We start from the raw sequence: 26,532 nt of genomic DNA, 5'->3' as shown, positions 1-26,532 counted from the left end.
TCAAAGAATTCAGCAGACCAAAGGCCGGCAACCAGCAAGTTGAGTTCAGCACGTACGCTTCGGGCGATCGCTTCACCTAGACGGCCAGTAGCGAGTATGTCGGCTGCTTGCACTCGGACAGGGACATTGGCACTTTCGCCATCACGCCAACGATCGACAATATCCGTTATGGCGATCTGAAATAAGCTGGATTTTCCTGCACCAGCGCCGCCGACAATTACTGCATCCTTTTCGCCATCAAATACGATGCTTGCCGGATGCCCTTGCGTCAATTCAACTTCAGAAATGCCTGCCTCGCGTCGCCGAGCAGCCTGTCGAACATAGACAGTAGACAGCGGAGGAGTTACGGCTCCCGACAGTAGGTTATACGGGTGCGCGGCGGCTGTGCGGGAGGCGAGCGCAAGATAGGCACGAACTTGCCGGCCGGGAAAGCGCCACTCACCTGCACCGATCTGCTCATCCGTGAGTGAATCGAGCCAGCGACGATGAGTGGCAGGCGCTGTTATTAGCGTGACTTGTGCCGGCTCGCAACGACGCACGATCTCGTCGATGGGCAACATGTGAGTACTACCCGTTCTGGCCGAGGTGCAAATCATGCCACAGACTGCACCAGTGCGTTGGTTAACGACTGGGCTTCCGCTGAAACCCTCAGGCAGCCAGGTACCCTGCCCACGCAGAAGTCGCAACGAGTCGACCTCGCTGCGCCGCGACTCACCCTCGTAAACGAGATTGGCCGATTGACCCGCGCGAAACATGCCAGCCGGGTGACCGTAGGTCCATAGTGAATCACCCACAGATACCACACCACTCGTGAGCACCGAAGGGAGATCCTTTGGAATGGAGGTTTCGCGCACCTGCAGCAAAGCCAAGTCTAATCCAGCAGATGTGCGGAAGCACCGTTCGGTCGATACTTCAAGAACGAGCTGAACCTTGGCGTCTACTGCTCTTGCGCTGACAGTCTCAGGAAGCGGCTGATCCTGTTCGCCAACCACATGAGCACATGTTGCTACTAAACCCGGCGCGATTACGAATCCGGTCCCTAAGACTGGTCGCGTCCCCCTCGCCGCAGGAGCTTCGACGGCCACAACGGCTGTCCGGAGATAGCCCTCCCAGCCAGATTCAGCATGGCTGCTCATGCCTGGTTCTGTCCCACTCAAGGCCAACCTTGACACCAGACTTGGTCGATGCTTTGCCCAGCACTGCCACTAACTTGCCAGACTCAACGGCGAACTCGCAGGAGAACTCGATAGCCAATCGGCTGACATCGGCCTGCTTAAGGCGATCCCCGACTTTTACCGCAAAGGCCGCCAATGCCGAAAGCGCCTCGTCAAGATCAAGCGGTCGGGACGCAACCTCAACCTCGTCGCTGCCTTGTTGTGCATCTAGGACTGCGCCGGCTAGATAGATCAGGTGCCCATCGATGTGCAGCGGCACCACAGACGAAACCCCGGCACTTCCGGTCTCCTCATTCACACCGCACCCCTCGCCAGTCGTGATGCAACACGCGCGAAGAGTAGCGGAGGTGCGCAAGGCGCACGACCCCCAGCGCCGTCGCTGGGTCAAAGTAGACCGGGGCGGCTGCAGCTTGGGACGTCACGTTGGGGCCGATCCGGTCCAGTTCAGAGGGCTGTGAGCTCTTCGGGACAAAGTTCATCGTGGGAAGCCCTCGCAGGCGTCACGTTCGCTTGGGCAATCGTCTGTCGCCGCCGCGGTGCGGCAGGATTGGCACGAGGGCTGCACCCGTGGTTTCTCGGTTGGTGGCCGCTGCTCGTCGCTCCGCGATCGGCGCTGCCGCTGTGGACCGCTGCGAGTAGCACGGGTGGACCGGCGGAGAGCTGGGGTGACTACGCCGGGCATGTGCGGCCGACGGATACATCGGTTTGGTGGCCGCTGTCGGGCGCCCGTTCTGGGCGACGAGCCAGCGCAGACGGTGTACCTTCCCTCGGACCGGCTGTCTCCACGGTGGGCTGCGGGGTACGAGAAGACGAGCTGGTGAACGCCGCACGCCGAGCAGTATCGCGACGGGGTCGAGTCGGATCCGGACGAAGATGTCCGCTGGCAGTTGGACGGTCGGTCGTGATGTTCGATTCAGCGTGGCCTGGAACAGGGTTGGAGCCGGGCAACCACTCGTGGTCGATCTGCCTCCAAACACATACCGGTCCACGGAACGTACCGCGCCGATGGCGACAACTGGATGGTGAGGTGACACGAGATCGCAGGTGGATCTTGTTGACGTAGCAAGCACAGTACAGGTTATTGTGCTCGAACTTGTGTAGGACGGTTTGTTCGAGAGGAATGTAACAGAAGTGGCGAAGCAGATTATTCATAAGCTGGTCGATGACTTGGATGGCGGCGACGCACACGAGACCGTCAAGTTCGCTCTCGATGGTGTTCAGTACGAGATCGACCTCTCGGACGACAACGCGGCGAAGTTGCGTGAGGTGTTCGCTCCGTACGTTGCCCATGGCACGAAGGTTGGTCGGGGCGGCGTGGTCGTGGGTGGTCGTGCCGCTCGTGGTCAAGGTTCTGCCAGCGCCGACCGCGAGCAGAACAAGGCTATCCGGACGTGGGCCAAGAAGGCGGGTAAGGATATCTCGGACCGGGGCCGGATTCCGCAGGAGATCGTGGATGAGTACCACGCGAAGGCGGGCCGCTGACCGGCTCGCGGAATCCGTTGCAGCTTGCCGTATGCGAGCGATGGAGGAGACCTGCCTCGGCTCGACGGAGGAACGGGATTGCCTTTGCTTCTGAGGCACCGTTTGATCTGCCGCTATGTCGCTCGTTTCCGCCTGCATGGCGGGCCTGGGCGACGCGCGAGTCAGCCTCTGTCGGTGACCTAACGCCAGGCACTACCACCGTCACGTGCGCCAGGGACGCCGTCTTTACGCGCCGGGCAGGCGACTAACGCCCTTCGATCCGCACGAAGGCTGTCGCGGCGGCAACGCCCTCGGTGACCGCGTGCGGTAGTGGTACCTGGCGTGCGAGTTGCGCGGCGAGGGTGCCGAGGAAGGCATCGCCCGCTCCGCTGGTGTTGATGGCGTCTACGTGTTGCGCGGGTATGAGCGCGATGTGATCCGGGCTGCTGTACCCCGCACCGCGAGCGCCAGCGGTTACCACGGCTGCTCGTGGTCCGAGTTTGCGCAGTTCTTCGGCGGCGGCTGAGGGATCAGTGTGGTGGCGGCCCAGGATCGCTGCGGCTTCGGCCTCGTTCGATACGAACAGGTCGAGCGGGGCCAGCGCGGTCGGCCCGAGCGTGGGATGGGGCACGAGGTTGCCGACGAGCGTCTGGGCGCGGTGATGCCGGAAGACGGCATCGACGGCGCCCGGCTGTAGATCGAGTTGGGTCACCACGATCGGTGCCTGTAACTGCTGGAGTCCACGGTGCACGTGTTCGCCGGTGAGTTCGGTTTCCGGGTGGCGGGCGAGGACGATGTAGTTCTCTCCGTCGGGGGTGACTTCGATAATCGCGACACCGGTCGACGCGGCGGGTACGAGCTGGAAGAAGGAGACGTCGACGGCCGCGTCGGTGAGGGCTCGGTGCAGAAAGGTGCCCCACGGGTCGTCACCGGCGGCGCTGATCAGGCTGGTGTAGACACCGGCCTTGCGGGCGGCGAGGGCCTGGTTGAGGCTCTTGCCTCCAGCCGTGGTCATGGCGGGGGCCGAGGCGAACATCGTCCGGCCGGCAACGGGCCGTTGAGGGACCCGAACGGTGATGTCGATGTTGGCGCGGCCAATAAAGGCGACCTGGGGCGGCGGCTGCGGCCGGCGGGTCTGCCCAGGTGGTTGATCCTTCATCCGGTGGTGGCCAGCTGGTCGAGGAATTGACGCACGTCCGGCTGGCGGGAGAAGGGCTCGAGGTGCCGGGCCAGGGTGGTGACGTTGCGGCGGACCCGAGCCGAGCCGGTCGTGGTCGCCACGGACAACGCTTCAGCAGCGACCGTGGCGGCTTGGTCAGGCTGCGAGGCTGCCAGGTACGCGTGTGCGATGCGGGAAAGGTATACGCCACGTTCACGGCGGTAGCGGTCTGGCCACTCGTTGACCGCGGCGGTGAAGCTGTCGACGGCCCGCCACGGTTGATTGAGACGCAGCCATCCCTCGCCTTCCTGCGCAGCCAGGTATGGCCGGGTACAGAAGGAGCCAAGCGCGCTGGTATCCCCGGCCGCCGGCGAGGCGGCTGCCACGAGCTTGTGGGCGCGCTCGATCGCGGCCTGGAAGGTGGAAGCCTTTTGCTCGATTGCGCTGCCGTGTCCCTCCTGTACGGCGGCGAAGGCCTGCACGAGCGCAGGCACGTCCGGCAGGCGGGATGCCGCGCGGGCCAGCCCAACGACGCGGTCCTCGTCGCCGGTTCCCATCATCCGCTGCGCCTTGCGGGCCAGCACGTACGCCGAGAACTCCTGGTCCTCGGCTTCCTGCGCCATGCTTCCCGCACGGTCCAACCAGCGGTCGCCGGCGGCCCGGTCCCCGAGATCATCGCTGAGCCAGCCCGCGAACTCGCTCCAGCGTGCCTCCGTGCTGAGAAGACGGTCACGAAGTGACCCCCGTGCCTGCCGGCGCAGGGCGGCTATCAGCGCGATCTGCTGCTCAACGGTCGACAGGATAGTCAGACCACCGAGCCGGTCGTCTGCCTGCACCAGCAGCGCGCGGAGTTCGGCGAAGTGCTCCACGACGGCCGGGTCCACCGCCCGCATGCCAGATGCGGTCATCGCTGGCAGTGTGGCGAGGCCGGCGGCGAGTTCTAGCACGGCCCGTCGACTTACCCGCCATGACTTCGCCTGCCCGTCGGACACGATCGCAAGCGTAACCGCGTCGCCATCGCGCCAGTCCTCCTCGCCGGCCACCACGACATCGGCGACCTCAGACGGTGCCGCTGGCAGGCCGCTCGGAACACGCACCGCCGAACCTTCGGTTGCCGTCTCGCGCAGCGGCCTGCCTGCCGCGACCATCGACACCTCAGCAACCCCAGCCGAAGGCGGCCGAGCCTCAACTTCACCCCACCGGGCACGTTGTGCCGCTTCGGCCTTCTCGTGATCAAGCTGCTGCCTGAGGCCTCGGTACTCGTCATAGCCAGCCAGCAGCTCTCCACCAGCTCCCAGGGCCGCTTCACAGCGCTGCCAGAAGACCCGGTCCGGGCATTGCCGTCCGCTCTCCACCCCCGCGATCGTGGTTCGGGAAACCGGCACTCGCCGAGCCAACTCCAGCTGCGTCAGCCCCCGAGCGTGGCGACGTGCGGCAAGCCTCGAACCCAGTGCGCGTTTCGCCTCAGCTATCCGCTGCGGGTCGATCATGAAGCCCGCCCCTCCCACAGCCCAGTACGGCAACGACAACCCATCGACGCAAAGCGACGTCACCGTAACGGACCACCAGCGTAACCAGCCAGCGGCACGCAAAGACCTCTCGCTCCACCCTTTCCGACACCCGAAAAGCCGCAGGCCGGAGACCGAAACGGGCTCGGACTGGTCAGAACCCGGCGGGACCTACCAGGAGCCAAGGGATGCTCGTCGCACGAGCAACATCCGAGCAACCAACCGACCACAAGGGCCGAAACAAGTAAGGGGTCCGACTGCCGTTCCGGCAGGTCAGACCCCTTTTGATCTTGCGCGCCCGAAGGGACTCGAACCCCTAACCTTCTGATCCGTAGTCAGATGCTCTATCCGTTGAGCTACGGGCGCCGGTGCTCGGCCAGTCTACACACCCGGCCTTCGCGCGGAGACTCCGGGATTCGAACCCGGGAGGGGCTTTAAGACCCCAACCGCATTAGCAGTGCGGCGCCATAGACCAGACTAGGCGAAGTCTCCCAGGTGGCCCGCAGACCACCGGGCCCGAGGATACAGGCCCCGCCCGGCCGGGAGCAAAGCGACTACCGGAACAGGCTGCGCCCAGGTCTCCGGGACCGCTCCCGCTGTGCATTGGTGTGATCAGGACTACGCTCCATCGACATGCAGGAGCAGCCGCCCAGCGAGCACAACCGCCGTGAGCCTGCTGAGGGAGCCCGTCGACGCTCCCCGAAGGCGACCTTCACGCCACCTCCGACGCCGCCGGCACCGCCCCCGCCCGAGGATCAGGAGGATCCTGCCGGGTCCCGTCCTCGGCGGTCGAAGGCGGCACCGAGCGTGCTTTTCCAGCCACCACCGGTGCCGGAGCAACCGCTGCCACCCCGGTCCGGGGCGAACGCCTCCGCGCCTCCGGCCGCTCCGGTCCCGCCTTTCACCAGCGGCTCCGGGGTGGTCGACCCGAGTGGGCGTACGGCGTCGCCGGACACCGGGAAGAGCGGCGATGCGACGGCGGCACCTGCGTCGCGTCGCCGTGGTCGGGCCGGCCAGCCGGCGGCAGCGGGTGTCGACGCCGCCAAAGCGGACAAGGCTCCGGCTGATGTCCGACCCACCCGCCGGAAGGCGGCCCCGGGCGGAGCGCTGCCAACGCAGGGCGGTTCTACCGGCTCCGAAGCCCCGTCGCCCGACGCCCGAGCCGTCGAGACCGCGAAGACGGGCAACGAGAGGAGCGACGACAGCGGCACGGTCTCCCGGACCACCGACACCGGCCCCGTCGACACCGGGAAGGCGGCTTCGAAGCAGACGGGCAGCGAAACGACGGGTTCGGCAGCGACCGAGGCTGGAGGGGCGCCGGCAGGGCAGGCTGCGACGCGAAGAAGGGCAGGGTCGGGCGACGCCACGGAACCTGAGCCGACCAGCGGGGTGACGAGCGTCGCGCAGAGGGCGAGGAAGGCCACGCGGCGAGCGGCAACCGGCGCGGCTGCCGCCCCAGGCGAGGCGGCTCCGGCGGCGACCACGGGGAAGGCACCGGTCAAGGCGGCCCGGAAAGCCACGAAGAAGGCAGCCCGTCGGACGGCCACCGGCGGACCGGTCACCGACGACACGCCCACCAGCGAGACAGCCACCGGCGCGCCGGTCACCGGCGACACGCCCACCAGCGGAACGACCACCAGCGCGGCGGTCGGGGCCGCGCCGCTCGACGTCGGCACCGGGCGCGGCATCTCGGAGCGTACGCCGGAATCGGAGCTGCGGGTGATCGTCGCGCGAGTGCTCGACCACCCGGGCTTCGCCCCGGAGCTGCTGGCGCTGACCGCGGTGGAGGCCCTCGGACCCGGCGCGGCCGAGTGGGGCCGGCGGCTGCGGGAGTTGTACCCGGGGGCGGATGCGGACGGGTTGGCGCGGCTGGCCACCCGCCGCTTCGTCCGGCAGGCCGGAGTCGGTGGGGCGACCGCCGCGCTCACCGGGGTCTTCGCGCCGGTGGTCGAACTGGCCGTGGTGCTCTGGTCGCAGGCGAACCTGGTGCTGCACCTGGCGGCGGCGTACGGACATGATCCGGCGCATCCGGACCGGGCGGCGGAACTGCTCACCCTGACCCAGGTGCACCCCGACCTGACGAGCGCGAAGTCGTCGGTGGCGGCGGCGCGGGCGGCGCAGGGGCCGGAGGAGGAGCTTGGACTTCGGGCGGTCGAGGCGGCCTGGCGACTGGCGGCCCCGCTGGCCGCGCAGGCGGGTGGTTGGCTGGCGCTGCGGCTGGCGTCTCGGCTGTTGCCGGGCACGGCGGCGTTGACCGCGGCGGCCGGCAACTCGTCGGTGGCCGAACGCCTGGCCGCCCGAGCCACCACCCACTACCGCGCCACCACCCACTACCGCGCCACCACCCACTACCGCCCAGCCCGCCGGCCTCGCCCCGGTCACTGACGGAGGCGGTTGACCAAGAGGTTCGCGTCATGACGCGCCGACCGGGCAGGTGCGAACCTCTTGATCACCTACGACAGGAAGGGCGGCTGGTCAGAGCCAGGTGAACCAGTCGCGAGGGAGCAGGGCGTAGCCGAGGAAGGCGACGATGTCCAGCAGGGCATGGGCCACGATCAGTGGCATGACCCGACGGGTACGCAGGTAGAAGAGGCTGAACACCACTCCCATCACCGCGTTGCCGATGAATGCCCCGAAGCCCTGGTAGAGGTGGTACGAGGCGCGCAGCAGCGCACTCGTGGCGATGATCGCGCCGACCCGCCACTGGAGCTGGCGCAGTCGGGTCATCAGGTAGCCGACCACGATCACCTCCTCCAGGATGCTGTTCTGGAACGCGGCGAGGATCAGCACCGGCACCGTCCACCACAGGTCGGGCAGGGCGGCCGGCACCAGGGTGGCGTTGATGCCGAGCTGGGCCGCCGCCCAGAACAGCGCCAGGCCGGGAAGCCCGATCAGCGCCGCCAGCCCGGCGCCCCGGGCCAGGTCGGACCCGGGCCGTCCGGCGTCCAGGCCGAGGATCCGCGCCGGGTCGCCGGGATCCCGCGCCAGCAGGTGTACGGCGAGCAGCACCGGCAGCAACGCGAAGACGATGCCGAGCAGTTGGTACGCCAGATCGAGATAGGGCCGGGCCGACGCGGAGGTGTTCAGCGCGGCGGTCTGTCGCGACAGGCCACCTTCCGCGGTCAACTTCGCGATGATCGACACGGCGGCGTACACGGCCGACTGGCCGAGCGAGAGGCCGAGCACCAGCAGCGTCTCGGTGCCGAGCAGCCGGCGGGACACCGGGCGGGTGAGCTCAACGGTCACCGGTCCACTCTGCCCGACCGCCGACGCTCCTGGTGACACCCGCCCTCCGGCGAGCAACCCTCATGATGCGATCGCACATTCTGTGCGACCTTCATACACGCTCCGTGGAGATTCTGTCTGGGCCCGATCCGCCGTCAGAAGAAGGAGCGCCCCCGGTGGACAACTTCGCGCGGCTGCTGAAGGAGAGCTGGACCCTGGTCGAGGAGGACCGGGTCCGGCTGAGCGGTCACTTCTACGCCCGGCTCTTCCTCCTCGACCCGGAGCTGCGCAAGCTCTTCCCGGTCCAGATGACCGGCCAGGGCGACCGACTGCTCGAAGCGATCATCGCGGCGATCCACACGGTGGACGACCCGGAGGGCTTCGACGAGTTCCTCCGTGCGCTCGGCCGGGACCACCGCAAGTACCACGTCGAGGCGGCCCACTACGACACGATGGGCGTGGCGCTGCTGGACGCGTTGCGCAGCGTCGCCGGTGACGGCTGGAACCTGGAGTACGACCAGGCGTGGCGGGACGCGTACGCGGCCATCACCGAGAAGATGCTCGCCGGGGCGGCGGCGGACGACGACCCACCGTTCTGGCACGCCGAGGTGCTGACCCACGAGCGGTACGGCCCGGACACCGCCATCCTCACCTGCCGGGCGCTACAGCATCCGCTGTCCTGGAAGGCGGGTCAGTACGTCAGCGTGGAGGTGCCCCGCCATCACCCCCGGGTGTGGCGGACGTACTCGATCGCCAACGCACCGAACGACGACAACGTGCTGGAGTTCCACGTCCGAACGCCGGCCGACGCCGCCGGTTGGGTCTCCGGCGCGTTGGTCCGTCGTACCAGGCCGGGCGATCTGCTGCGGTTGGCCGCGCCGATGGGATCGATGACTGTCGACCGCTCGTCCGAGCGGGACATCCTCTGCGTCGCCGGTGGCGTCGGACTGGCTCCGATCAAGGCGCTGGTGGAGGAGTTGGCCAGTTACAACCGGGCCCGCTGGGTGCACGTCTTCTACGGCGCCCGGACCGAGACGGACCTGTACGGTCTGGACCGGTTGCGGGATCTGGTCGCGGCCCATCCGTGGCTCTCGGTGACTCCGGCGTGCAGCGGCGATCCGGACTTCGACGGCGAGCAGGGCGAGATCTCCGACGTGGTGGCCCGGTACGGGCCGTGGACGACGCACGACTGCTTCGTCTCCGGTTCGGCGCCGATGGTGCGTGCCACGCTCCGGGTGCTCGCCGCCGACGACGTACCGCCGCAGCGGACCCGGTACGACACGTTCGGCAACCTCTAGAACTTTGCTCCCCCCGAGCCGGGGCGCGTGCCCCTGCCCCCTGGGGCACGCGCCCCGGTCCCCCCGATCGGGCGGACCGGCACCGCCCCGCGCCACCTCGCCCGTCCGGCCGTCGTTCCCACCCGGGCGGGCGGGGTCGCGCCCCCCTGAGACGGGTCAGCGGGGCCGTCCCGCCGGGTTCAGTAGCGCCACGGGTGGCCGGATTCGCGGTACTCCTCGATCGGCACCAGCGGCACCCCGGGTGCCATCCGGTCGACGTAGAGCCGACCTTCCAGGTGGTCGATCTCGTGCGCGACCAGCCGGGCCATGCCGAACTCGAAGGACGTGATGATCCGACCGCCGTCGAACTGTGCGTGTTCGACGTCCAGCCGCAGCGGTCGTGGCACCAGGCCGCGGTGGTCGAAGAAGGAGAGGCACCCCTCGTACTGCTCGTCGGTGTGTGGTGCCGCGTCGACCACCCGGGGGTTGAGCAGCACCACCGGCTCGGCGGTGCGGTCCGGCGGGCGGACCACCGCGGCGGCCCGGTCGAGGTCGAGCTGCGGGGCGGCGATGCCCACTCCCTTGGTGAAGGGGTGCAGTTCGTCCAGCCGGGCCAGTGCGGTGATCAGCCGGTCGACGATCTCCCGGGCGACCGGTTCCTCGCGCGGCAGGTCGAACGGACGGGCCGGCTGGCGCAGCAGGTCGGCGCCGCGCTGCACGATGCCGAGCCCGCGCATCCGGTCCGACGGTCGGACGCGCCCGCCGTCCGCGTCGGGCTCCGGTTGGGCCCGGAACCGCCACTGCAACCGGTACCGGGCATTCAGCGGCGGCTCGTCGGTCGCCCAGTCGAAGATCGCACGCTCGCCCTCGTCGCGACGGGTCACCGCCGTCCGCAGCGGGCCCTCCTCCGCCGAGAGCGAGGTTTCCGCGCCCCAGACCTGCGGATCCAGTGCGACCGGCAGGTCCAGGCGTACGGCGAGATGTCGGGTCGGTACGCGGACCGCCCGCTGGAACCACGGCCCCCACTTGTCCTGCCCGACGGTGTACGCGTACTCGATGGTGGCGCGGCGACCGGGGTAGAGCGGAAAGCGGCGTTCGCCGTTCTCGAAGAGCAGCCAGATCTCCTTGAACGCGTCCCGGTCGTGCTTGGCGCGCCAGTGCATGGTCTCCCGCTCGCCGAACTCCTCGCGGCAGGCGGACAGTTGCAGTTCGGCGAAGCTGAGCGGGTGTTCCCGGTGGTGACGGTTGGAGCGGCCCGGATCGCTCGGGTAGCGGTCCACGGCGACGCGGATCAGGTAGCGGGTGACCGGCTCGACACCGGCGTTGTACAGCTCACGGCGGATGACGCAGCGGTAGGCATCCTCGGTGTGGGTGAGGACCGCCGTCTCGCGTTCGACGATCAGTCCGGTGCCGGGCGGCATCCACTGGCCGGGCAGGCTGGCTTCCCGATGGTTACGTTCGCCGCGGGCGTGGCGAAGGTCGTCGTACTCCCGGAAGCGCTGCCAGATCGCGCCACTGGCCTCCAGCACGGCCTCGGCGCGACGGGCGAAGTCCTCCGTGGGGCGGTGCCGGCGTCCCTCGACGTGACTGACGTACGAGGGGTCGAAGCCCATCAGGGTGGCGAGTTGTTTCTTGGACAGCCCCCGTTCCGTCCGGTGCCGGGCAAGTTCGGCGGCGAAGGAGTCGGCAGCCCGATCGAGCGGTGAGGTCGTCATCAGCTTCCTCGTGGCCGGGAGTACCAAGTTTCACGTTGAGTCGCCGGCCGCACACTCATCTGGCACCTAGTCGACAAGAACCTTGACTGATGTGCGCTTCCTACCGATACTGCCCGCAGTTTCCATGCCGCCACCGTGCGTAGCCCCCAGCGGTGCCCGTGACCCGCGTCGCCCACTCGATCCCACCGTCGGGTTTCCCTGCGCCCAGAAGTGTGGTTAGGCTAGCCTTAGTACGCTCATGGACGCTTCGGTTCGAGTGGCTCGGGTGACGGGGGGTGGATCAGGTGACAGCGGTGCTGCCTCGCCAGGACCCGGCCACCGCACCCCTGGCGCCGGTCACCGCGACCCTGCGGGCCATGTTCGGCACCGACGACCTCCCCGGGCTGGCCCCGGGCCTGTTGGTCGTCGACGAGGCCGGTTGGGCGCCAGCGACCACCCTCACCGGTGCCCGGCTGCCGGAACTGCTCGACTCGGCCGTCCGGCTCTGGGGTGGCACCCCACACGCCTCCGCCGCGCTCGCCTGGAAGGCGTACAGCTACTGGGCCGCGCTGCCGGTGGTGCTCGGTTGGGCCGCCGCCCGTCGGGTGCCGTTGCTCGACCACACCGAGGCACTGATCCACTTCGCCGACCGGCGCGCCCTGGTGACCGTGGGACTACGCGAGTCGATCCCGGTCGCGGTGCTGCCCAACGATCCGCTGGCGCTCGCGGGGCTCCCCCAGGTCCGGGTGGTGGCCGACGAGCGGGAACTGCTCGCCGCACTGCGCGCCACCCTCCTGGACGGGCACCTGTCGCCCGTGGTCTCCGCGATCCAGGGCAAGGTGCGGATCGGCGCCCGTACTCTGCTTGGCTCAGTGGCCTCCGGCATCGCCCACGGGCTGCTGCGGGCCGCCGACAACGTGCCCGGTTCCACGGTCGAGGCGATCGACACGCTGCTCGACGCACTCGATCTGGCCGATCTGGTGGAGCTGGTGCCCGGGCCGAACGGTGAGCCGGTCGTGCAGCGCCGCACCTGCTGCCTGGCGTTCACCCTGCCCCAACCGAAGGTTTGCCAGGGCTGCTGCATCCGCAGCTGAGCTGGTCCCGCCGCTCACCCCGTCAGCGGGCGCACGTCCCAGATCCAGACGCCGCCGGTGTGCTCAGGCTCGATGCCGGTCAGCTCGGTCATTCCAGTACGCAGCGCGTCGGCGTGCTCGTGCGGCCCGAGGATCACCACCCCGGCCCGCCAGTACCGCAGGTCCTCCACCGCCTCCCGACGCGTCCGCTCGGTGATCGGCGGCACCTCGCCGGTGCGTCGGATGGTGTCGAAGAAGCTGCTGGTGGGGCGCGGAGGTGCGGAGAACAGGGCGACCCGGTTGCGGCCGGGTCGGGTGTCCGGGCCGAGGAAGTAGCCACGGGCGATCGGCATCTCCTGCCGGGTACGGGCGGACCAGCGCAGCGGTTCGGCGTACTCGGTGTCGGGCAACGGCAACGTCACCACGCTGCGCCCACCGGCCAGGTAGGGACGCCAGGCACCGGAGGTGACGAACTCGGGGACCGGTTCGAGCCGTTTCGTCGGCAGCGGAGTGGGCAGCACCGGCACCAACGCCATCGCCAGCCCGGTCACCGTGGCGAGCCGGACCTGCGACCGACGGTCCGGGTGCCGGGACGCCAGGTCCCGGACCCGCTCAGCGCCGTACGCCAGGATCAGTCCGACGATCGGGGTGATGGCCAGTGCCCAGCGGGTCGGCACCACCGAGTGCAGCACCGGCAGTTCCTCCAGCAGCGCCCACGGCCCGGGTACGCCGGTTCCGCGCCGGTCGAAGCGGATCTCACGGCCGAGCGACAGCACCGCGAAGAGCAGCCCGAGCGCGGCCAGGCCGATCACGACGACGTTGCGCCGCAGCCACCACACGAGTGCCGTCACGAGGATCACCAGCGGCCAACCGAAGAAGGCGTTCTCCTCGGTGGGGTTCTTGGCCAGTCCGGCGGCGCTGCGGGCGTCACCGGCCAGCGACTCGCGGGAGTAGGCGAAGAACGAGGCCAGGTCCGTGGAGTAGCCCCGGATCACCCAGGGCAGCCCGTGGTAGGCGCCGGGACCGAAGAACTGCACGTACAGCGGGTAGGCCAGCAGCGCGGCGGAGACGACGGCGGCCACCCCGAGGCCCGCGGCGAACGGACGGACCCGGGTCCGCAGCTCGGATCGGCCGATCACCATCGTCACGACCACCACGGCGAGGCCGATCGCGGTCATCAGCAGGATCTCGAGGTTCAGGAACGCCTGCCAGACGATCACCAGGGCCAGGAGCAGGCCGTTGCGCAGCCAGCGTCCGGAGTCACCGAGCCGCAGGGTACGCCAGATGATCAGCGGCACCACGTACTGCGACACGATGTTCGGATGCGCGTTGGCGTGGGAGACCATGGCCGGTGCGTACGCGCAGAACGTGGCACCCAGCCAGGCCGGCCCGCGTGCGCCGGGCAGCACCACGCGGGAGAGCAGGAAGTACCAGGCGGCGGCCGTGGCGATCAGGCCGAGGGTGAGGAACACCAGGAACGCGGTTCGGGTGCCGAACAGCAGGGTTATCGGCGTCATGGGCAACGAAACGGACAGAACTGACGTATTCGCCATCAGATTGACCGATTCCGGCACATTCATCCGGTCAGACGAGAATGGGTAGGCGAATTCCGTGACGACCCGGGCACCGTGCGCCAACATCCACTCGAATTGCGCCATATCGGTTGGGTTGTCGCGAATGCCGTCGTTCGGATTCAGCCACATCCGTGCGGTGACCCAGAAGCCGAGCACCGCGAAGCTCGCCAACGCCGCGGCATCCCTCCACCGTCCCGAGCCCGCCCCGCCACTCGGTCCTTCCGGCCGGCGCACCGCCCTTCCCGCCTCGGACTGCGGCACCCGTCGCTCCGAATCGGGAGTAGTCATAACAATTCAGAGCGTAGTCGGCCTAAGTGGCCAGCGTGCAGGCTTCAGGGCGCTGGCGTAGTATCGGCAAGGTTCGCTGGCCACCACCGATCGTGCAGCCACCCCTACCGTTAATCGGCCACCGCGGGCCCCGATATTCCCGCCGTCCGAGCGGATGGTTCACTCAGTCGGTCCCGGCGCGGGTCGAGTCGTATCGTGAGGAATCGACGCATGGCAGAAATCACTGGGGATCAGCGCGTGCAGTCCGAGGTCCTGGAGGGCCTCGCCACGGCGGTCAACCACCGGCGCTGGTTCGTCGAGCTAGCCGTGCCCTACCTGGGCGACAACCCCATCGAGATCGGTAGCGGCCTCGGCGACTACGCCCTGGAGTGGAGCGAGAACTTCCCCCGCTTCACCGCCACCGAGGCCGACCCGGACCGCCTGGTCGCCCTCAAGGAGCGCCTCGCGGACCGACCCTCGATCGAGGTTCGCCAGATGCTGCTACCCAATCCCGAGCGGGGCGACTACAGCGCCGCGGTCTCCTACAACGTGCTTGAGCACATCGAGGACCACGTCGGCGCGCTGCGCAGCATGGGCCAACTGGTCCGGCCCGGTGGCGCGGTGGTCATCATCGTGCCGGCGTTCCAGTTCGCGATGAGCCCGGCGGACATCGCCACCGGCCACGTCCGGCGGTACACGAAGAAGACTCTGGCCAACGCGATGACCGAGGCGGGCCTGCGGGTGGAGAAGATCCACTACGCGAACGCGCTCGGCCTGATCGGCTACTTCATGGCCACCAAGGTCTTCCGCCTGATGCCGAAGGAGGGCCCGATGGTGAAGGTCTACGACACCCTGGTCCTCCCCGCCACCAAGGCCGCCGAGCAGCTCGTCCGTCCCCCCTTCGGCCAATCCGTCTTCGCCGTAGCCCGCACCCCCGCCTAACCAAGCTCCCCGGGACCGACCCCGTCCCGTTGATCATGAGGTTGGCGGCACTCTCAAAAATCGAGGTCGCCGCCAAACTCATGATCGACCGAGGCTGGGTCGGGTCAGCCGGTGATCTGGTAGGTGGGGCGGATGGTGGCTCGGGCCAGGGTGTGGAAGGCGAGGTTGAAGCCGACGTAGGCGGGGGTCGCCTCCGGGGTGACGTCGAGGCGTTCGACGTCGAGGGCGTGCACCGCGAAGACGTACCGGTGCGGACGGTCACCGGGCGGCGGCGCGGCACCGCCGAAACCGTGCTCCCCGTAGTCGTTGCGTACGGTGAACGCGCCCTTCAGATCCTTCTCGGCCGCGCCGCGCGGCAGTTCCGTCACGTCGGCCGGCAGGTTCACCAGCACCCAGTGCCAGAAGCCGCTGCCGGTCGGCGCGTCCGGGTCGAAACAGGTCACCACGAAACCCTTGGTCTCGGCCGGGAAGCCCGACCAGGCCAGCTGCGGCGAGACATTGTCGCCACCGGTGCTGCCGTGCGCGTGAGCCGCGTCCATCGGCTCACCGTTCTGCACATCGTCACTTGTCAGCGTGAAGGAGGCGACGGTCGGCAGCAGCTCGTACGGGTCCGGAGCGATGGGACGTTCCAGGGTCATCGACACAGGTCCTTCCGGTGGAAGTGGTGTTCTGCGTCCCTTTCATACCCTGTGCCGCGCCGACATTCGACAGAACCGGCCTCAAGTCCGCCGTAACCGAGAGCGCCTCACGGCGGTTGTCACCCTGCAACAACTAGCGAAGGAGTCTCTTGGCCGGGGTCTGGCGTGACTTCATCACCGCCGTCATCGCTGCCGTGCGCCGACGCGACGAGGCGGCCCTCAGCGACGAACGCCGCCGGGCACTGGACCGGCTCGCCGACGAGAAGATCCGCGAGGAACAGCGCAGACGCCCCCCGGAGGGCACCTGAGGCGGGTGGCACTCGGTCGACCAGTCCTAAGGATGCGCGTCGGTGATCGCGATTACCTCGTCGAGGCGGTCCAGGGCGGCCTGCAGGTCGTCGACCTTGGCCTGGATGCGGTCGCGCTCGGCGCGCAGCATGGCTCGCTGCTCAGCGTCGGTGTGCCCCGAACTCCAGCAGGGCAGCAGTTGCGCGATCCGCTGACTGGTCAGGCCGGCGGCGTACATCTGCTGGAAGAAGCGCACCAGGGTGACCGCGTCCTGCCGGTATAGGCGCTGCCCGGACGGGCTGCGCTCCGCGGTGAGCAGCCCCTGCTGCTCGTAGTAGCGGACGGCGCGCACCGAGACACCGGCCTCCCGCGCCACCTCTCCGATGCGGATCAGTCGCTCCCGGGCGGTCATGGTGACTCCTCTCACGCCGGCACCGAAGTCCGCAGCTTGCCTCTGACGTCAGCGTCAGGTTCTAGCGTAGCCGGCATGGATATCAACAACTCGGTTGCCCTGGTCACCGGAGCCAATCGCGGCCTGGGTCACGCCTTCGCCAAGCGACTGCTCGAACGGGGCGCCCGCAAGGTCTACGCGACAGCCCGCCGGCCCGAGACCGTCGATCTGCCCGGGGTCGAGGTGCTGCCGCTCGACATCGCCGACGCCGCCTCCGTACGCGCCGCCGCCGAAGCCGCTTCGGACGTCTCGCTGCTCGTCAACAACGCGGGAATCCAGACCGGCACCGACCTGGTGACCGGTTCGCTGGCCGCGGTCCGGCACGAACTGGAGACGAACGTACTCGGTCACCTCGGGATGATCCGTGAGTTCGCACCGACGCTCGCCCGCAACGGCGGGGGCGCGATCGTGAACGTCCTCTCCGCCATGTCGTGGTTCGGGGTCAGGGGCGCCAACGCCTACCACCTGACCAAGGCGGCCGCGTGGGCCATGACCAACGGGGTCCGCCTGGAACTCGCCGAACAGGGCACCCTCGTGACGGCGGTACACCTCGGCCTGGCCGACACCGACATGTCCGCGGGCTGGCCGGTCGACAAGATCGCACCGTCGGACCTGGCGGACGCGGCGCTCGACGGTGTCGAGGCGGGCTCCGCCGAGGTCCTCGCGGACCAGTGGAGCCGGGACGTCAAATCCCGGCTACCGCTCAAGCCGGAGGAGTTCAACGCCACGATGGAGCGCGCCCTGGCGGCGCTGACGGCAGTCTGAGCTGTCCTGGCCGAGCAAGGGACTCCCACTCGCGGGGCAGGTGGGCGGAGGGTGTGGGATTCGAACCCACGAAGACATCGCTGCCTTACCGGTTTTCAAGACCAGCCTGATCAACGCACTGACCAGTGCGAACGCTGGCCAGTCAGGGCGCAACGACACGGACACGACACATCAACGCAGGCCACCGCCGTGGGTCTAACTCAGCGTCCTGGACCCTTGCCGTCTTCGGTGCCCGTTGCTGCCTCTGCATCCGGCTTGTTTGTGCGGGGCCCGATGCAACCCCTGCCAGCCACGACCGTGCCGGCCCAAGCGTGCCTATAGCCAGCAACGCGGCCACTCGAAACCGACGCCGTGGAGTGATCCAAAACATCGGGGTTAATAGCCCCCCAATGGCCCGAAACAGGGCGTAAACCAACATTTAGGTATCATCGACCAGGTGATGCCTCCACTACATCCAAAGCATGTAGATTTCAAGCGCCAAACATATCTGAAATTGCCGGAAACCCGACTCAGCACCACTTCCACTTAGGCCATGCCAATTCTATAATACGGAGTTCACTCTCACCTATCCATGGAGACTCCGTGAGCAAGCCGCCCAACGTAGGACAACACTGGCTTTTTCATTGGATAGATGAATATGAGGCGACAAGCCAAACCGCAATAGAGAACCGGCTCAGAAATCCCAACGCATTTCGCCGCCTCGCGGAGTTAGTCGAGAATCACCGAACGACCGACTACTCCAATGTCCCACTAAGCAATACAGCCGTTGCGGGGCCATGGCTCGATCCCGGTGCCGCATTCCTGTGCCATGGAATTTCTTGTCGATCAAAGCACCTCAACCTGAATTTTGGAAGAGTGTTGCATTATTTTGATTTCGTCATGATCGAGGGTCCGTCGGCTGATGTCTACAGAAATACCGTGAGAGCCGCGTTGAAAACAGGTCAATTCGACCGGCTGGCTTTAAGACTCTTCGAAGATATCCAGTTTCTACAAGAAACTCGACGGATCGGACTTGATAAACATCTGGTCTTCGCAGACAAGCTCTGCTCCTGCCGTCCACACCTTTTAGAAAGTGCGGAGGAAGTAGGAGGCCAAAAGCTCATAGACGATGACAACCTCGATCAACTAGCACGGCAAATTGGTCGCGAAGGGGGAGTAAAGATTCGGCGACACGGACCGAATGAGTGGTTTGGCGTAATAACGCATCCGAACTTCGTCGGATCATCTGGGCACATCTTCCGCCAACCAGTGAAGCCCGAAAGACACGAGGTTGCCAGATGGCTGCTCGATAGATTGGTTCACTCTGCCATCTATGATGCTGCAACGGCAAAAAGGCTGGGTGCTCCTCTCGTTTCGCTGGCTCCAGCCCCCTTGCTTGATCCGGTTAACAAGCCAGGCAAGCTGAGCGTAGACGACGTGGGTGCAAGGATTAGGATCCCGTCACTGGAAGGACTTCCATTGAAGGATCTAATTTCTCTTCGTGATCACGAAGCAGACCACTTTGAGAAGTACCGGGCCGTACTGCGCGAGGCCATTGCCGAGACTATAGAGAAGTCTGAAACTGATTCTCCGGAGCGTGTAGCCGAGCAAGTCTGGCAGACTAAGATCAAGCCCGCGATAGCTGACATTAACCGCAAAATGGCAGCGAACCAGCGGTCCCTCACTGCCAAATTCGTTGCAGCGGCGACGGTAGGTGCAGTTACAGGTGCGGTAGGCGCGGTCACTGGCCTCCCTTGGCTAGTAGGGGTAGGACTAGCCGCAGCCAGCACCCCACTCCCGCAATACTTTAAAGCCCGGGAAGAACGACAAAAGATCGAAGTTGAGGATATGTACTTTCTCTGGAAGGTAGCTCAACACCACTAGCGCTGATCATTACTCTATACACGGAAATTTTCCAAGCCTAAGCCTCCAGTGCCTCTCAGCCGTCTATTCGTTCGACTAGCACTCGGGCCATTTCTTTCATGCTCGCGATCACCACATCCGCCTTGGCGGCACTGAAGGCACTAGCCTTGACGGGTCGATTTGCATATCCGATAACCCGCACTCCAGCGGCCCGCGCCCCGTGGATATCCGACAGCGAATCGCCGACCAAAACGCACCGGCTCGGCGGTTTGCCGATGGCCCTAACAGCTTGCAAGATGGGCGCGGGGTTTGGCTTCATACCGTCCGGATTGGCAAATGCTCGACCCACAACTGGCGACACGTACGCGGTGAGCCGGTGAACTGCCAGGTACGCGCTCACCGCGCCAGCCGAGTTATTGCTGACCACAGCCACAGGTATCCCGGATTGCCGTGCTGCGACGATGACTTCCCGTCCGTATGGCGTGGGTTCGGCAGTTTCGACGGCACGTCGCTCGGCTGCGCAGAGTGCGTCCTCTATGGCCCGCGTAACGTCCTGGTCGCCGTTTGCGCCGGTTCGGCGTAGCACTTCGAGCGGGTCAGGCTCCCTGGCGAGTTCCGGCGGCACGTCGACCCCTTGCCGCCGGAGTACGTCGACCAGCTCGGCCGCAACCTGCGGTGCGGGATACCCGGCGAAGATGCTGCACACCGGGCCATCGAAGTCGAGTAGCAGCGCGTCGACCTCGCCGAGCAGTCGGCCGAGGTCGGCGTTCATGCGTCGTACCGGTAGGCGATGGTTGACCACACCGAGTCGAACCATTGGCGGGACGCTTCCACGAACTGTGTGCCGTGTGAGGTGTCGTCGTCGGTTACGGCGTAGTGGAACAGCGGCACGTCCTTGCCCATCAGGTCGTAGATGGCCATCGGCTCACCCTTGATCGATACGGTGCGCTCCGTGACGGGATAGAAGCCGTAAAAGACTTCCTCGCCGTTAAGGATGTAGAGCTTGAACAGCGGGGACGCCCGGTGTAGCCGTACCTCAACGGTGGTCGACCGGATCAGGCCGAGATCGCCTAGCTCGGCGACCTGATCGATGATGCCGTCTGCTGCCCGGCGGGTGATGCGCTCGGCGCGTTCGCGTACCGCAGGGTCATCGGCCTGTGTCTCGGCCCGTGCCGGCAGTGCCATCGGTGCGGTCATGTCAGAGATCAGGACTCGCACGGCGATCGTCTCTGGCGCGAGTCGACCGACGCGCACCTTGTCGAGTGCTTCGGCGAGCGCGTCGCGCAGCGTCTCGCCGGAGAATCCGGCGAAGTCGATGCTGACGTGAGGTCGCTCGAACGCGGCTTCGATGTGCGGACGTAGCTCGACGGCCCGCTGTGTCTGCGCTCGGACGTATGCCCCGCTGCCCTGCCGGGACACGATCAGTCGCTCTGCCCGGAGTAGGTCTAGGGCTCGCTTGACGGTCTCTCGTGCCACGCCGTAGCGGGTGGCTAGCTCAGGCTGCGACGGCAGCTTGTCACCGGGGGCGAGTCGGCGCGTGAGGATGGCTGCCCGCAGCTTGTTCGCGATCTGCTGTGACGCCTGTTTCGGGTCGTCGGGGTCTAGCTGGCCGAGGAAATCAAGACTCTCGCTCACAGGATCACACTAGCGCTGACTAGCCAAGTCGGGGAAGTTCGCCGCACGCTCTTGACCTGACTAGCCAAGCCGGCTTACGTTCATCCCATCGCACCTGGCTAGCCAGGAACGACAAGCCGGTTGGTTGCTGCGTCGGCGTTGCGGCTTTGGCTGCGGCGTTCGCGAACGGGCTGCCGTGTGGCCGTTCATTGAGAACTTCAGAGCAGAAGCGCCGCGTTTGATCTGGCTTGCGGTATTCCCGCCTTGAGTCACACGGTGGCCGACCTCGGTAGATCCCGAGCGAGCGGGCCGAGCGGGCCGGATCTTGGCGCGCGGAACGTCTTCTGCCTCTTCGCATCTGCACCTGTCCCGGGATGGCGTGCCGCGCTGCTCTGCCGCGCGTCCCCACCCCGGGCTTTCCCGTCTTGAACCCCGCTTGTGGAGGTGAGCCGTCATGACCGTGAGCGTCTTCGCTGCCGTTCGAGTGACCACCAAGAGCAGCGCCGTTTGGCGTACCTGCCACCGCTGCGGCGGGCTCGCCCCGCTGGCACCCGATGAGCGTCACTGCCGCCCGTGCCGGCCGGTGTCGCGCTCTCGCCGTTCTGGAAGGAACCGATCGAAGTGATCACCCACCTGCCCACCGCCGAGCCGACCGCCGCTGACCTGGCCGCGATCGACACCGAGTGGCCGCTGATCGCCGCCGAGCTGGACAAGCTGGACGCTGAGATCACCCTCATCTACGCCGAGGACCACGGCGGCCCTTCGCCGCTGGATTGGCGTCGGTTGCGTCGGGCTGAGGCCCGCGTGACCCGCGCTGCCGCCGAGGTGGCCGCGCCGCCCATCGCTCGTAGGGCGGTGGTGTGATGCGTAAGCCGACCGTTCGTTTCGATGCCGGTGACCCCGGTCGCTGTGCGACGTGTGGCGATCCGTTGGCGTGGGTCGGCAACCCCGGATCGGACCGTATCCACGCTTGGTCCGGTCGGCTTGGGCTGCCGGAGCGTCCATACGACCACGACGCGCTGCCCATGGTTAGCGCCGCCGACCTGGCCACCCGCGCCACCGACCCGCAGCGCGCGGCCTGATGTCCCGCATCCGCGCCGCGTACTTCGACCCGGACGGGTCGCGGTACGGCATCCCGACGTTCTGGTGGCGCGGCGCGCCGCCGGGTTACGCCACTCGCCGTCAACTGCGCGCCGTTGGGTTGTGCCCGGGTGGTCAGCCGATCGCCGCGCAGATTCTCTGGCGCGGTGTCGGTGGTACCCGCACCGCCTACCTGTACCGCCTCGATTTGGCCCGGCCGAAGCGCACCGCTACCCCCGCCCAACGGCGCGCCATCGCCGCTGCGCTGACCGCCCGCCGGACCTGCCGCATCTGCGGCGAGGTGCGGCCCTACTACATCCCGCGCTCGCTCGGCGAGTGCGTCGACTGCGCCTACCCGATGGAGGAAGCAGCATGACCGCCCCCACGATCAACGGCACTCGCTACCCGCAACCGGTAGAGGCACTACTGCCCGCCGCCCGCGCCCTGCCCCTGCCCGACGGGCAGGAGTTCCCATCCCGCAACCGGCTCATGCGCGAATTCCGCATCGGCGCACCGAAGGCCGACGACCTGTTGGCCCGACTCAAGGCCGAGCACGCCGACCGGACCCGCACCGACACCCTGCGGACCGCGATGGCCGTCCGGGGTGCGCTGCTGGCACCGCAGACCGACACCGACCCGCCGGCCGCGCCTCGGTTGGACTACGCCGAGCCGATCGGCCCGGACCCGGCACCGACGCCGGTCGTGCCCGAGCACACGCCGCCGCCCGCCGAGCCGGTGAAGATCCCGCCGGCCGCGCCGCTCGCCGAGGTTGGCACGGTCGGTCACCCGGACACGCCCACCCCGACAGCGCCGGTCCGGTCGGCGGTGGTGTGGCCGGTGATCCTGCTGGCGCTGCCGGCGTTCGTGGCGATCTGGTCCGGGTGGGTCGGACTCGGCGGACTCACCGGGTTCGGGGTGGTGCACCCGCTACCCGGTATCGCGGACGGGTTCGCCATCAACACCGCGATCACCCTGCCGATCGGCGTGGAGACGTACGGCGCGTACGCCCTGTACGTGTGGCTGTCCGGCCGGGTTCCCGAGCGGGCACGGCGGTTCGCGAAGTGGTCGGCCATCGCCTCACTGCTCATCGGCGCGCTCGGCCAGGTGGCCTACCACCTGCTCGTCGCCGCCGGAGTACAGGTCGCCCCGTGGTGGATCACCACCGCCGTCGCGTGCCTGCCGGTGGCGGTGCTCGGCATGGGCGCCGCACTGGCGCACCTCGTTCGCTCGCACGACTAGTTCTGCCCGGCGGCACGGCCCCTGGCTTCCCAACCTGCGCCGTGCCGCCGGTCCCCCTGCCGATCTCTCGACCGTTGGAGGAACCCCCATCATGACTGCCCCTGATGACGACCGTTTCGACTGGCAGGCCGCCGAACGCGACCTGAACCCCACCGGCCCGGAAGCCGAGGTGGTCGACCTGGACGCCGCCCGGTCCCGCCGTCAATCCGCCGCCTCCGACAACGACCCCGAGGCCACCACCGGCCCGCGACTGGTTGACTTGCCTGCCGCGCAGCGGTCCCCGCGGTTCACCGTGGCCGGGTTGCAGGACGCGAAGCGACGGCCGATCGTGCCGGCCTGGCTGCGCTCCCGTGCCGAGCTGCGCGACGCGGCCCGGTGGACGGTCGGGCACCTGTTCCACGCGGGCACCTATCACCTGACCCGCAGCCCGAAGTACGTCGGGAAGCTGGCGTGGCGTGCCCCGCGCGGCGCGTACCGCATCGTGACGGGTTGGGGTCGGTGGTTGTTCGACCTGCAAGGCGAGCATGTGCGCCAGGTGTTGGCGGACAAGGGCGACGCCGAGCTGTATCTGAAGGTGTCGCGGTTGCGGGACCAGCGGGTGCGGTGGCGCGGGTTCGTCACCGCCGCCGTGGTGCTCGGCGTGCTCCCGGCGCTGGGTATCGCCTACGCGCTCGCCCCGCCCGAGGCCCGTTACGCCACCCTCGCCGCGCTGCTGGCCGCGCTTGGCGCGCTGGGCCGTCCGGCGGACAAGCCGCTGCTCGACACCGCCGTGGTCGTGCCCCGCATGCAGAAGCTGACCTCGGATGTGGTGGTGCGGGCGTTGGGCAACCTCGGCATCACCGGCATCAACCAGGCCATCTCCAAGGGCGACCGGGGCAAGGACTGGTTCCCCGCTCCGATCACCCGTGACGGCCCCGGCTGGCGTGCCGATGTGGAGCTGCCCAACGGTGTCACCGCCACCGAGGTCATCGAGAAGCGGGAGAAGCTCGCCGCTGGCTTGTCCCGGCCGCTGGGCTGCGTGTGGCCGGAGGGACAGCCCGAGGTGCACCCCGGCCGTCTTGTGCTGTGGGTCGGGGATCAGGACATGTCCAAGGCTCGCAAGCCGGCGTGGCCGCTGCTCAAGGCCGGGACGGTGGATCTGTTCCGGCCGCAGCCGTTCGGCACCGACCCGCGCGGCCGGTGGGTGGAGCTGACGTTGATGTTCATGGCGATGGTCATCGGTTCCATCCCCCGCATGGGCAAGACGTTCGCGCTGCGGGAGGTGCTGCTGATCGCCGCGCTCGATCCGCGTGCGGAGATCCACGCCTACGATCTCAAGGGCACCGGTGACCTGTCGGCGTTGGAGCAGGTCGCGCACCGCTACCGCGCCGGTGAAGAGGATGAGGACATCGAGTACGCGGTGGCCGGTATGCGGGAGCTGCGCGAGGAGTTGCGCCGCCGCGCGAAGGTGATCCGCGACCTGCCCCGCGACCTGTGCCCCGAGAACAAGGTCACCCCCGAGTTGGCGTCGAAGAAGTCGCTTGGCCTGCATCCGCTGGTTATCGGGGTGGACGAGTGCCAGAAGTGGTTCGAGCACCCGGAGTACGGCAAGGAGTTGGAGGCCATCTCCACCGACCTGGTCAAGCGTGGTCCGGCGCTCGGGATCATCCCGGTGTTCGCTACGCAGCGGCCGGATGCCAAGAGCCTGCCGACCGGCATCTCGGCGAACGCCTCGACCCGGTTCTGTCTCAAGGTGATGGGGCAGACCGAGAACGACATGGTGCTGGGCACCTCGCAGTACAAGCAGGGCATCCGGGCGACCATGTTCGCCTGGACCGACAAGGGCACCGGCTACTTCGTCGGTGAGGGAGCCGACGCGAGGATCACCACCACCGTCAACATCGACGGACCCCTCGCCGAGCGGATCGCCGCCCGCGCTCGCACCGCTCGTGAGGCTGCGGGACGGCTTACCGGGCACGCGCTGGGCGAGCAGCCCGTCACCGCTCCGGCGCTGTCGTTCAACCTGCTGGAGGACATCGCCGCCGTGGTTCCCGCGAGTGAGGCCAAGGTGTGGTGCCGCACCGTCGCCGCCCGCCTGGCCGAGCTACGCACGGACACCTACGGCGGGTGGGACGCCGAGCAGGTGACCGTCGCGCTCAAGCCCTTCGGGGTCAAGGTCGGCCAGACGTGGGGCACCGACCCGGACACCGGCAAGGGAGCCAACCGAGGCGGTTTCGAACGCGCCGCCATCATCGCCGCCATCGCAGAGCGTAACCGCAAACGAGACGCGAGCTAACGGCGGATCGGTCCTAGGTCTAGGAGCACACGGCTCCTAGACCTAGGACCACCCCTAGGACGGCATCCGATACCTGATCAGGACGCTAGGAATCTAGCGGCCTCCACCGACCACACCCCGAAACCGGCCCTGGAGGCTGTCATGGACCCCCGAACCCTGCTAGCCACCGCCCCCTGCCTCACCCTCGTCCTACTCACGCTCGGTTACCTCGCTGCGTGCGTGGTCGTCCCGTTCGGACGCTGCCGCACCTGCCACGGCACCGGCCGCAAGCGCTCCCCGGTCAGCCGCGCCGGGCGGGAATGCCGCCGCTGCGCGGGCACCGGGCTACGGCTGCGCGTCGGCCGGCACGTCATCAACCACATCAAGGACGAGTACCAGGCAGGCAAGCGATGAACCGGCGCGACGGTCACACCGGCTGGTGCGCCGGTGGCCACCGCTGCAACCTCGGCGAACACCGCTCCGAGGAAATCGTGGTCGACGCTGGTCACGCGCGTGCGGTGCTCGTGCGCGTACGGTCCGCCGCCGGCCGCGACCACGCCGAGGTACGCGTCAGGGTGGCGCTCGCCCCGACCGAGCAGGCCGCCCGCCGTCAGTTGGTCGGTCTGCTCGGCGACGTGCGCCAGGCCGTGACCCGTGCGGCGATCGCGGCGCGGCCTCGGCCGAGGCGGGCCGCGTGATGGCCGGGCCGCGCCGCGATGGCGCTTCCCCGCGCGATGGCCGGCTGTCCGGGTTGGAGATCTGGCTGACCGGAACCCCGGCCGAGCTGGCCGCCGCCACCGCTGCTTTCACCACCGCCGGACACCACGTCGCCCAACGCGGCACCCGCCGCCCGCTCACCGGCACGGATGCCGGTCGGTGCCGCCTCTACCTGCGGCTGTCCATCGCCACCGCCACCCGCCCGTCCGGGCGCACGCCGGACACCGGCGGCGCGGCGCTGCTCGACCTCGACACCGCCCGCCGCAAGACCGCCTGATCAGGAGACCTC

At 67.9% G+C, this 26,532-nt stretch carries 25 protein-coding genes and 2 tRNA genes; 15 read left to right on the top strand and 12 right to left on the bottom strand.

What is annotated here, in order from left to right; translation table 11 throughout:
- Positions 1-1,119: 1,119 nt before the first annotated feature.
- Positions 1,120-1,473, bottom strand: a complete 354-nt coding sequence (locus tag O3597_RS25660) for a CU044_2847 family protein (RefSeq protein WP_281602618.1) — start codon at positions 1,471-1,473, stop codon at positions 1,120-1,122.
- 833 nt (positions 1,474-2,306) lie between these two features.
- Here O3597_RS25660 and O3597_RS25655 point away from each other — a divergent pair.
- The gene (locus O3597_RS25655) at positions 2,307-2,657 is read left to right on the top strand and encodes an Lsr2 family protein (protein ID WP_281602617.1); all 351 of its coding nucleotides are present in this window, start codon (positions 2,307-2,309) and stop codon (positions 2,655-2,657) included.
- A 244-nt stretch (positions 2,658-2,901) separates the two neighbouring features.
- Here the strand turns inward: O3597_RS25655 and O3597_RS25650 are convergent, their stop codons facing one another.
- The 4 genes from O3597_RS25650 to O3597_RS25635 all read right to left on the bottom strand — a co-directional run bounded on the left by O3597_RS25650 (position 2,902) and on the right by O3597_RS25635 (position 5,795).
- Complete coding sequence (locus O3597_RS25650; protein WP_281602616.1) at positions 2,902-3,795, bottom strand: PfkB family carbohydrate kinase; 894 nt, start codon at positions 3,793-3,795, stop codon at positions 2,902-2,904.
- Positions 3,792-5,285, bottom strand: coding sequence for a helix-turn-helix transcriptional regulator (locus tag O3597_RS25645; protein ID WP_281602615.1), 1,494 nt, complete (start codon positions 5,283-5,285; stop codon positions 3,792-3,794). The genes O3597_RS25650 and O3597_RS25645 overlap by 4 nt, the downstream gene beginning before the upstream one ends.
- Before the next feature lie 311 nt (positions 5,286-5,596).
- Positions 5,597-5,669: transfer RNA gene (locus O3597_RS25640), tRNA-Arg, on the bottom strand.
- 35 nt (positions 5,670-5,704) lie between these two features.
- Positions 5,705-5,795: transfer RNA gene (locus O3597_RS25635), tRNA-Ser, on the bottom strand.
- Between the two features lie 897 nt (positions 5,796-6,692).
- Here O3597_RS25635 and O3597_RS25630 point away from each other — a divergent pair.
- Entirely contained in the window at positions 6,693-7,688 is a 996-nt protein-coding gene (locus O3597_RS25630; RefSeq protein WP_281602614.1) for an EcsC family protein, read from the top strand.
- Positions 7,689-7,778: 90 nt separating this feature from the next.
- Here the strand turns inward: O3597_RS25630 and O3597_RS25625 are convergent, their stop codons facing one another.
- A complete protein-coding gene (locus O3597_RS25625; protein ID WP_281602613.1) occupies positions 7,779-8,549 on the bottom strand; it encodes a type II CAAX endopeptidase family protein in 771 nt (256 codons plus the stop codon).
- A gap of 155 nt (positions 8,550-8,704) precedes the next feature.
- On the opposite strand from O3597_RS25625, the gene O3597_RS25620 reads away from it, so the two are divergent.
- Positions 8,705-9,826, top strand: coding sequence for a globin domain-containing protein (locus O3597_RS25620; protein ID WP_281602612.1), 1,122 nt, complete (start codon positions 8,705-8,707; stop codon positions 9,824-9,826).
- Positions 9,827-10,005: 179 nt separating this feature from the next.
- Here O3597_RS25620 and O3597_RS25615 read toward each other — a convergent pair whose 3' ends face one another.
- Complete coding sequence (locus O3597_RS25615) at positions 10,006-11,520, bottom strand: peptide deformylase (RefSeq protein ID WP_164448871.1); 1,515 nt, start codon at positions 11,518-11,520, stop codon at positions 10,006-10,008.
- Between the two features lie 296 nt (positions 11,521-11,816).
- On the opposite strand from O3597_RS25615, the gene O3597_RS25610 reads away from it, so the two are divergent.
- Entirely contained in the window at positions 11,817-12,593 is a 777-nt protein-coding gene (locus tag O3597_RS25610; RefSeq protein ID WP_281604639.1) for a hypothetical protein, read from the top strand.
- Between the two features lie 14 nt (positions 12,594-12,607).
- Here O3597_RS25610 and O3597_RS25605 read toward each other — a convergent pair whose 3' ends face one another.
- On the bottom strand, positions 12,608-14,275 hold the full coding sequence (locus O3597_RS25605) for a hypothetical protein (RefSeq protein ID WP_281604638.1): 1,668 nt from the start codon (positions 14,273-14,275) through the stop codon (positions 12,608-12,610).
- 369 nt (positions 14,276-14,644) lie between these two features.
- Between O3597_RS25605 and O3597_RS25600 the strand changes: the two genes are divergently transcribed.
- A complete protein-coding gene (locus O3597_RS25600) occupies positions 14,645-15,355 on the top strand; it encodes a class I SAM-dependent methyltransferase (RefSeq protein ID WP_164448870.1) in 711 nt (236 codons plus the stop codon).
- A gap of 104 nt (positions 15,356-15,459) precedes the next feature.
- Here the strand turns inward: O3597_RS25600 and O3597_RS25595 are convergent, their stop codons facing one another.
- On the bottom strand, positions 15,460-15,993 hold the full coding sequence (locus O3597_RS25595) for a YbhB/YbcL family Raf kinase inhibitor-like protein (RefSeq protein ID WP_281602611.1): 534 nt from the start codon (positions 15,991-15,993) through the stop codon (positions 15,460-15,462).
- 149 nt (positions 15,994-16,142) lie between these two features.
- Between O3597_RS25595 and O3597_RS25590 the strand changes: the two genes are divergently transcribed.
- On the top strand, positions 16,143-16,301 hold the full coding sequence (locus O3597_RS25590; protein ID WP_164448868.1) for a hypothetical protein: 159 nt from the start codon (positions 16,143-16,145) through the stop codon (positions 16,299-16,301).
- A 26-nt stretch (positions 16,302-16,327) separates the two neighbouring features.
- On the opposite strand, the gene O3597_RS25585 is transcribed toward O3597_RS25590, so the two are convergent.
- A complete protein-coding gene (locus tag O3597_RS25585) occupies positions 16,328-16,693 on the bottom strand; it encodes a MerR family transcriptional regulator (protein WP_281602610.1) in 366 nt (121 codons plus the stop codon).
- Between the two features lie 75 nt (positions 16,694-16,768).
- Here O3597_RS25585 and O3597_RS25580 point away from each other — a divergent pair, with 75 nt between their 5' ends.
- Together O3597_RS25580 and O3597_RS25575 are read left to right on the top strand one after the other, a co-directional pair.
- A complete protein-coding gene (locus O3597_RS25580) occupies positions 16,769-17,497 on the top strand; it encodes an SDR family oxidoreductase (protein WP_164448866.1) in 729 nt (242 codons plus the stop codon).
- 582 nt (positions 17,498-18,079) lie between these two features.
- Entirely contained in the window at positions 18,080-19,360 is a 1,281-nt protein-coding gene (locus O3597_RS25575) for a hypothetical protein (RefSeq protein ID WP_281602609.1), read from the top strand.
- Positions 19,361-19,415: 55 nt separating this feature from the next.
- On the opposite strand, the gene O3597_RS25570 is transcribed toward O3597_RS25575, so the two are convergent.
- Complete coding sequence (locus O3597_RS25570) at positions 19,416-20,111, bottom strand: HAD family phosphatase (RefSeq protein WP_281602608.1); 696 nt, start codon at positions 20,109-20,111, stop codon at positions 19,416-19,418.
- Positions 20,108-20,974: a GntR family transcriptional regulator gene (locus O3597_RS25565; RefSeq protein ID WP_281602607.1), complete on the bottom strand. Its 867-nt coding sequence runs from the start codon at positions 20,972-20,974 to the stop codon at positions 20,108-20,110. The genes O3597_RS25570 and O3597_RS25565 overlap by 4 nt, the downstream gene beginning before the upstream one ends.
- Before the next feature lie 594 nt (positions 20,975-21,568).
- Between O3597_RS25565 and O3597_RS25560 the strand changes: the two genes are divergently transcribed.
- From O3597_RS25560 to O3597_RS25530, 7 genes are all read left to right on the top strand, one after another.
- On the top strand, positions 21,569-21,817 hold the full coding sequence (locus O3597_RS25560) for a DUF6284 family protein (RefSeq protein WP_281604637.1): 249 nt from the start codon (positions 21,569-21,571) through the stop codon (positions 21,815-21,817).
- 217 nt (positions 21,818-22,034) lie between these two features.
- The gene (locus O3597_RS25555) at positions 22,035-22,409 is read left to right on the top strand and encodes an RRQRL motif-containing zinc-binding protein (protein WP_281602606.1); all 375 of its coding nucleotides are present in this window, start codon (positions 22,035-22,037) and stop codon (positions 22,407-22,409) included.
- A complete protein-coding gene (locus tag O3597_RS25550; protein ID WP_281602605.1) occupies positions 22,406-23,272 on the top strand; it encodes an ABC transporter permease in 867 nt (288 codons plus the stop codon). Before O3597_RS25555 ends, O3597_RS25550 begins: the two co-directional genes overlap by 4 nt.
- Before the next feature lie 91 nt (positions 23,273-23,363).
- The gene (locus tag O3597_RS25545; protein ID WP_281602604.1) at positions 23,364-25,547 is read left to right on the top strand and encodes a cell division protein FtsK; all 2,184 of its coding nucleotides are present in this window, start codon (positions 23,364-23,366) and stop codon (positions 25,545-25,547) included.
- Between the two features lie 141 nt (positions 25,548-25,688).
- Entirely contained in the window at positions 25,689-25,940 is a 252-nt protein-coding gene (locus tag O3597_RS25540; protein ID WP_281602603.1) for a hypothetical protein, read from the top strand.
- Positions 25,937-26,224 (top strand): hypothetical protein, encoded by a 288-nt coding sequence (locus tag O3597_RS25535; RefSeq protein WP_281602602.1) that lies wholly within the window; start codon positions 25,937-25,939, stop codon positions 26,222-26,224. Before O3597_RS25540 ends, O3597_RS25535 begins: the two co-directional genes overlap by 4 nt.
- Positions 26,224-26,520: a hypothetical protein gene (locus tag O3597_RS25530; protein WP_281602601.1), complete on the top strand. Its 297-nt coding sequence runs from the start codon at positions 26,224-26,226 to the stop codon at positions 26,518-26,520. The genes O3597_RS25535 and O3597_RS25530 overlap by 1 nt, the downstream gene beginning before the upstream one ends.
- Positions 26,521-26,532: the final 12 nt, after the last annotated feature.

The organism is Verrucosispora sp. WMMA2044 (genome assembly GCF_027497155.1).
GTDB classification, from domain to species: Bacteria; Actinomycetota; Actinomycetes; order Mycobacteriales; family Micromonosporaceae; genus Micromonospora; species Micromonospora palythoicola.
This window is presented reverse-complemented; position numbering and strand designations above follow the sequence as displayed.

Bases quoted from the DNA above. Each gene is read 5' to 3' on its own strand.
- O3597_RS25580 (WP_164448866.1), top strand. From the start codon at position 16,769: ATGGATATCAACAACTCGGTTGCCCTGGTCACCGGAGCCAATCGCGGC.
- O3597_RS25535 (WP_281602602.1), top strand. From the start codon at position 25,937: ATGAACCGGCGCGACGGTCACACCGGCTGGTGCGCCGGTGGCCACCGC.
- O3597_RS25570 (WP_281602608.1), bottom strand. From the start codon at position 20,111: ATGAACGCCGACCTCGGCCGACTGCTCGGCGAGGTCGACGCGCTGCTA.
- O3597_RS25545 (WP_281602604.1), top strand. From the start codon at position 23,364: ATGACTGCCCCTGATGACGACCGTTTCGACTGGCAGGCCGCCGAACGC.
- O3597_RS25585 (WP_281602610.1), bottom strand. From the start codon at position 16,693: ATGACCGCCCGGGAGCGACTGATCCGCATCGGAGAGGTGGCGCGGGAG.
- O3597_RS25600 (WP_164448870.1), top strand. From the start codon at position 14,645: ATGGCAGAAATCACTGGGGATCAGCGCGTGCAGTCCGAGGTCCTGGAG.
- O3597_RS25595 (WP_281602611.1), bottom strand. From the start codon at position 15,993: ATGACCCTGGAACGTCCCATCGCTCCGGACCCGTACGAGCTGCTGCCG.
- O3597_RS25530 (WP_281602601.1), top strand. From the start codon at position 26,224: ATGGCCGGGCCGCGCCGCGATGGCGCTTCCCCGCGCGATGGCCGGCTG.
- O3597_RS25615 (WP_164448871.1), bottom strand. From the start codon at position 11,520: ATGACGACCTCACCGCTCGATCGGGCTGCCGACTCCTTCGCCGCCGAA.
- O3597_RS25540 (WP_281602603.1), top strand. From the start codon at position 25,689: ATGGACCCCCGAACCCTGCTAGCCACCGCCCCCTGCCTCACCCTCGTC.
- O3597_RS25650 (WP_281602616.1), bottom strand. From the start codon at position 3,795: ATGAAGGATCAACCACCTGGGCAGACCCGCCGGCCGCAGCCGCCGCCC.
- O3597_RS25645 (WP_281602615.1), bottom strand. From the start codon at position 5,285: ATGATCGACCCGCAGCGGATAGCTGAGGCGAAACGCGCACTGGGTTCG.
- O3597_RS25555 (WP_281602606.1), top strand. From the start codon at position 22,035: ATGTCCCGCATCCGCGCCGCGTACTTCGACCCGGACGGGTCGCGGTAC.
- O3597_RS25550 (WP_281602605.1), top strand. From the start codon at position 22,406: ATGACCGCCCCCACGATCAACGGCACTCGCTACCCGCAACCGGTAGAG.
- O3597_RS25605 (WP_281604638.1), bottom strand. From the start codon at position 14,275: ATGTGGCTGAATCCGAACGACGGCATTCGCGACAACCCAACCGATATG.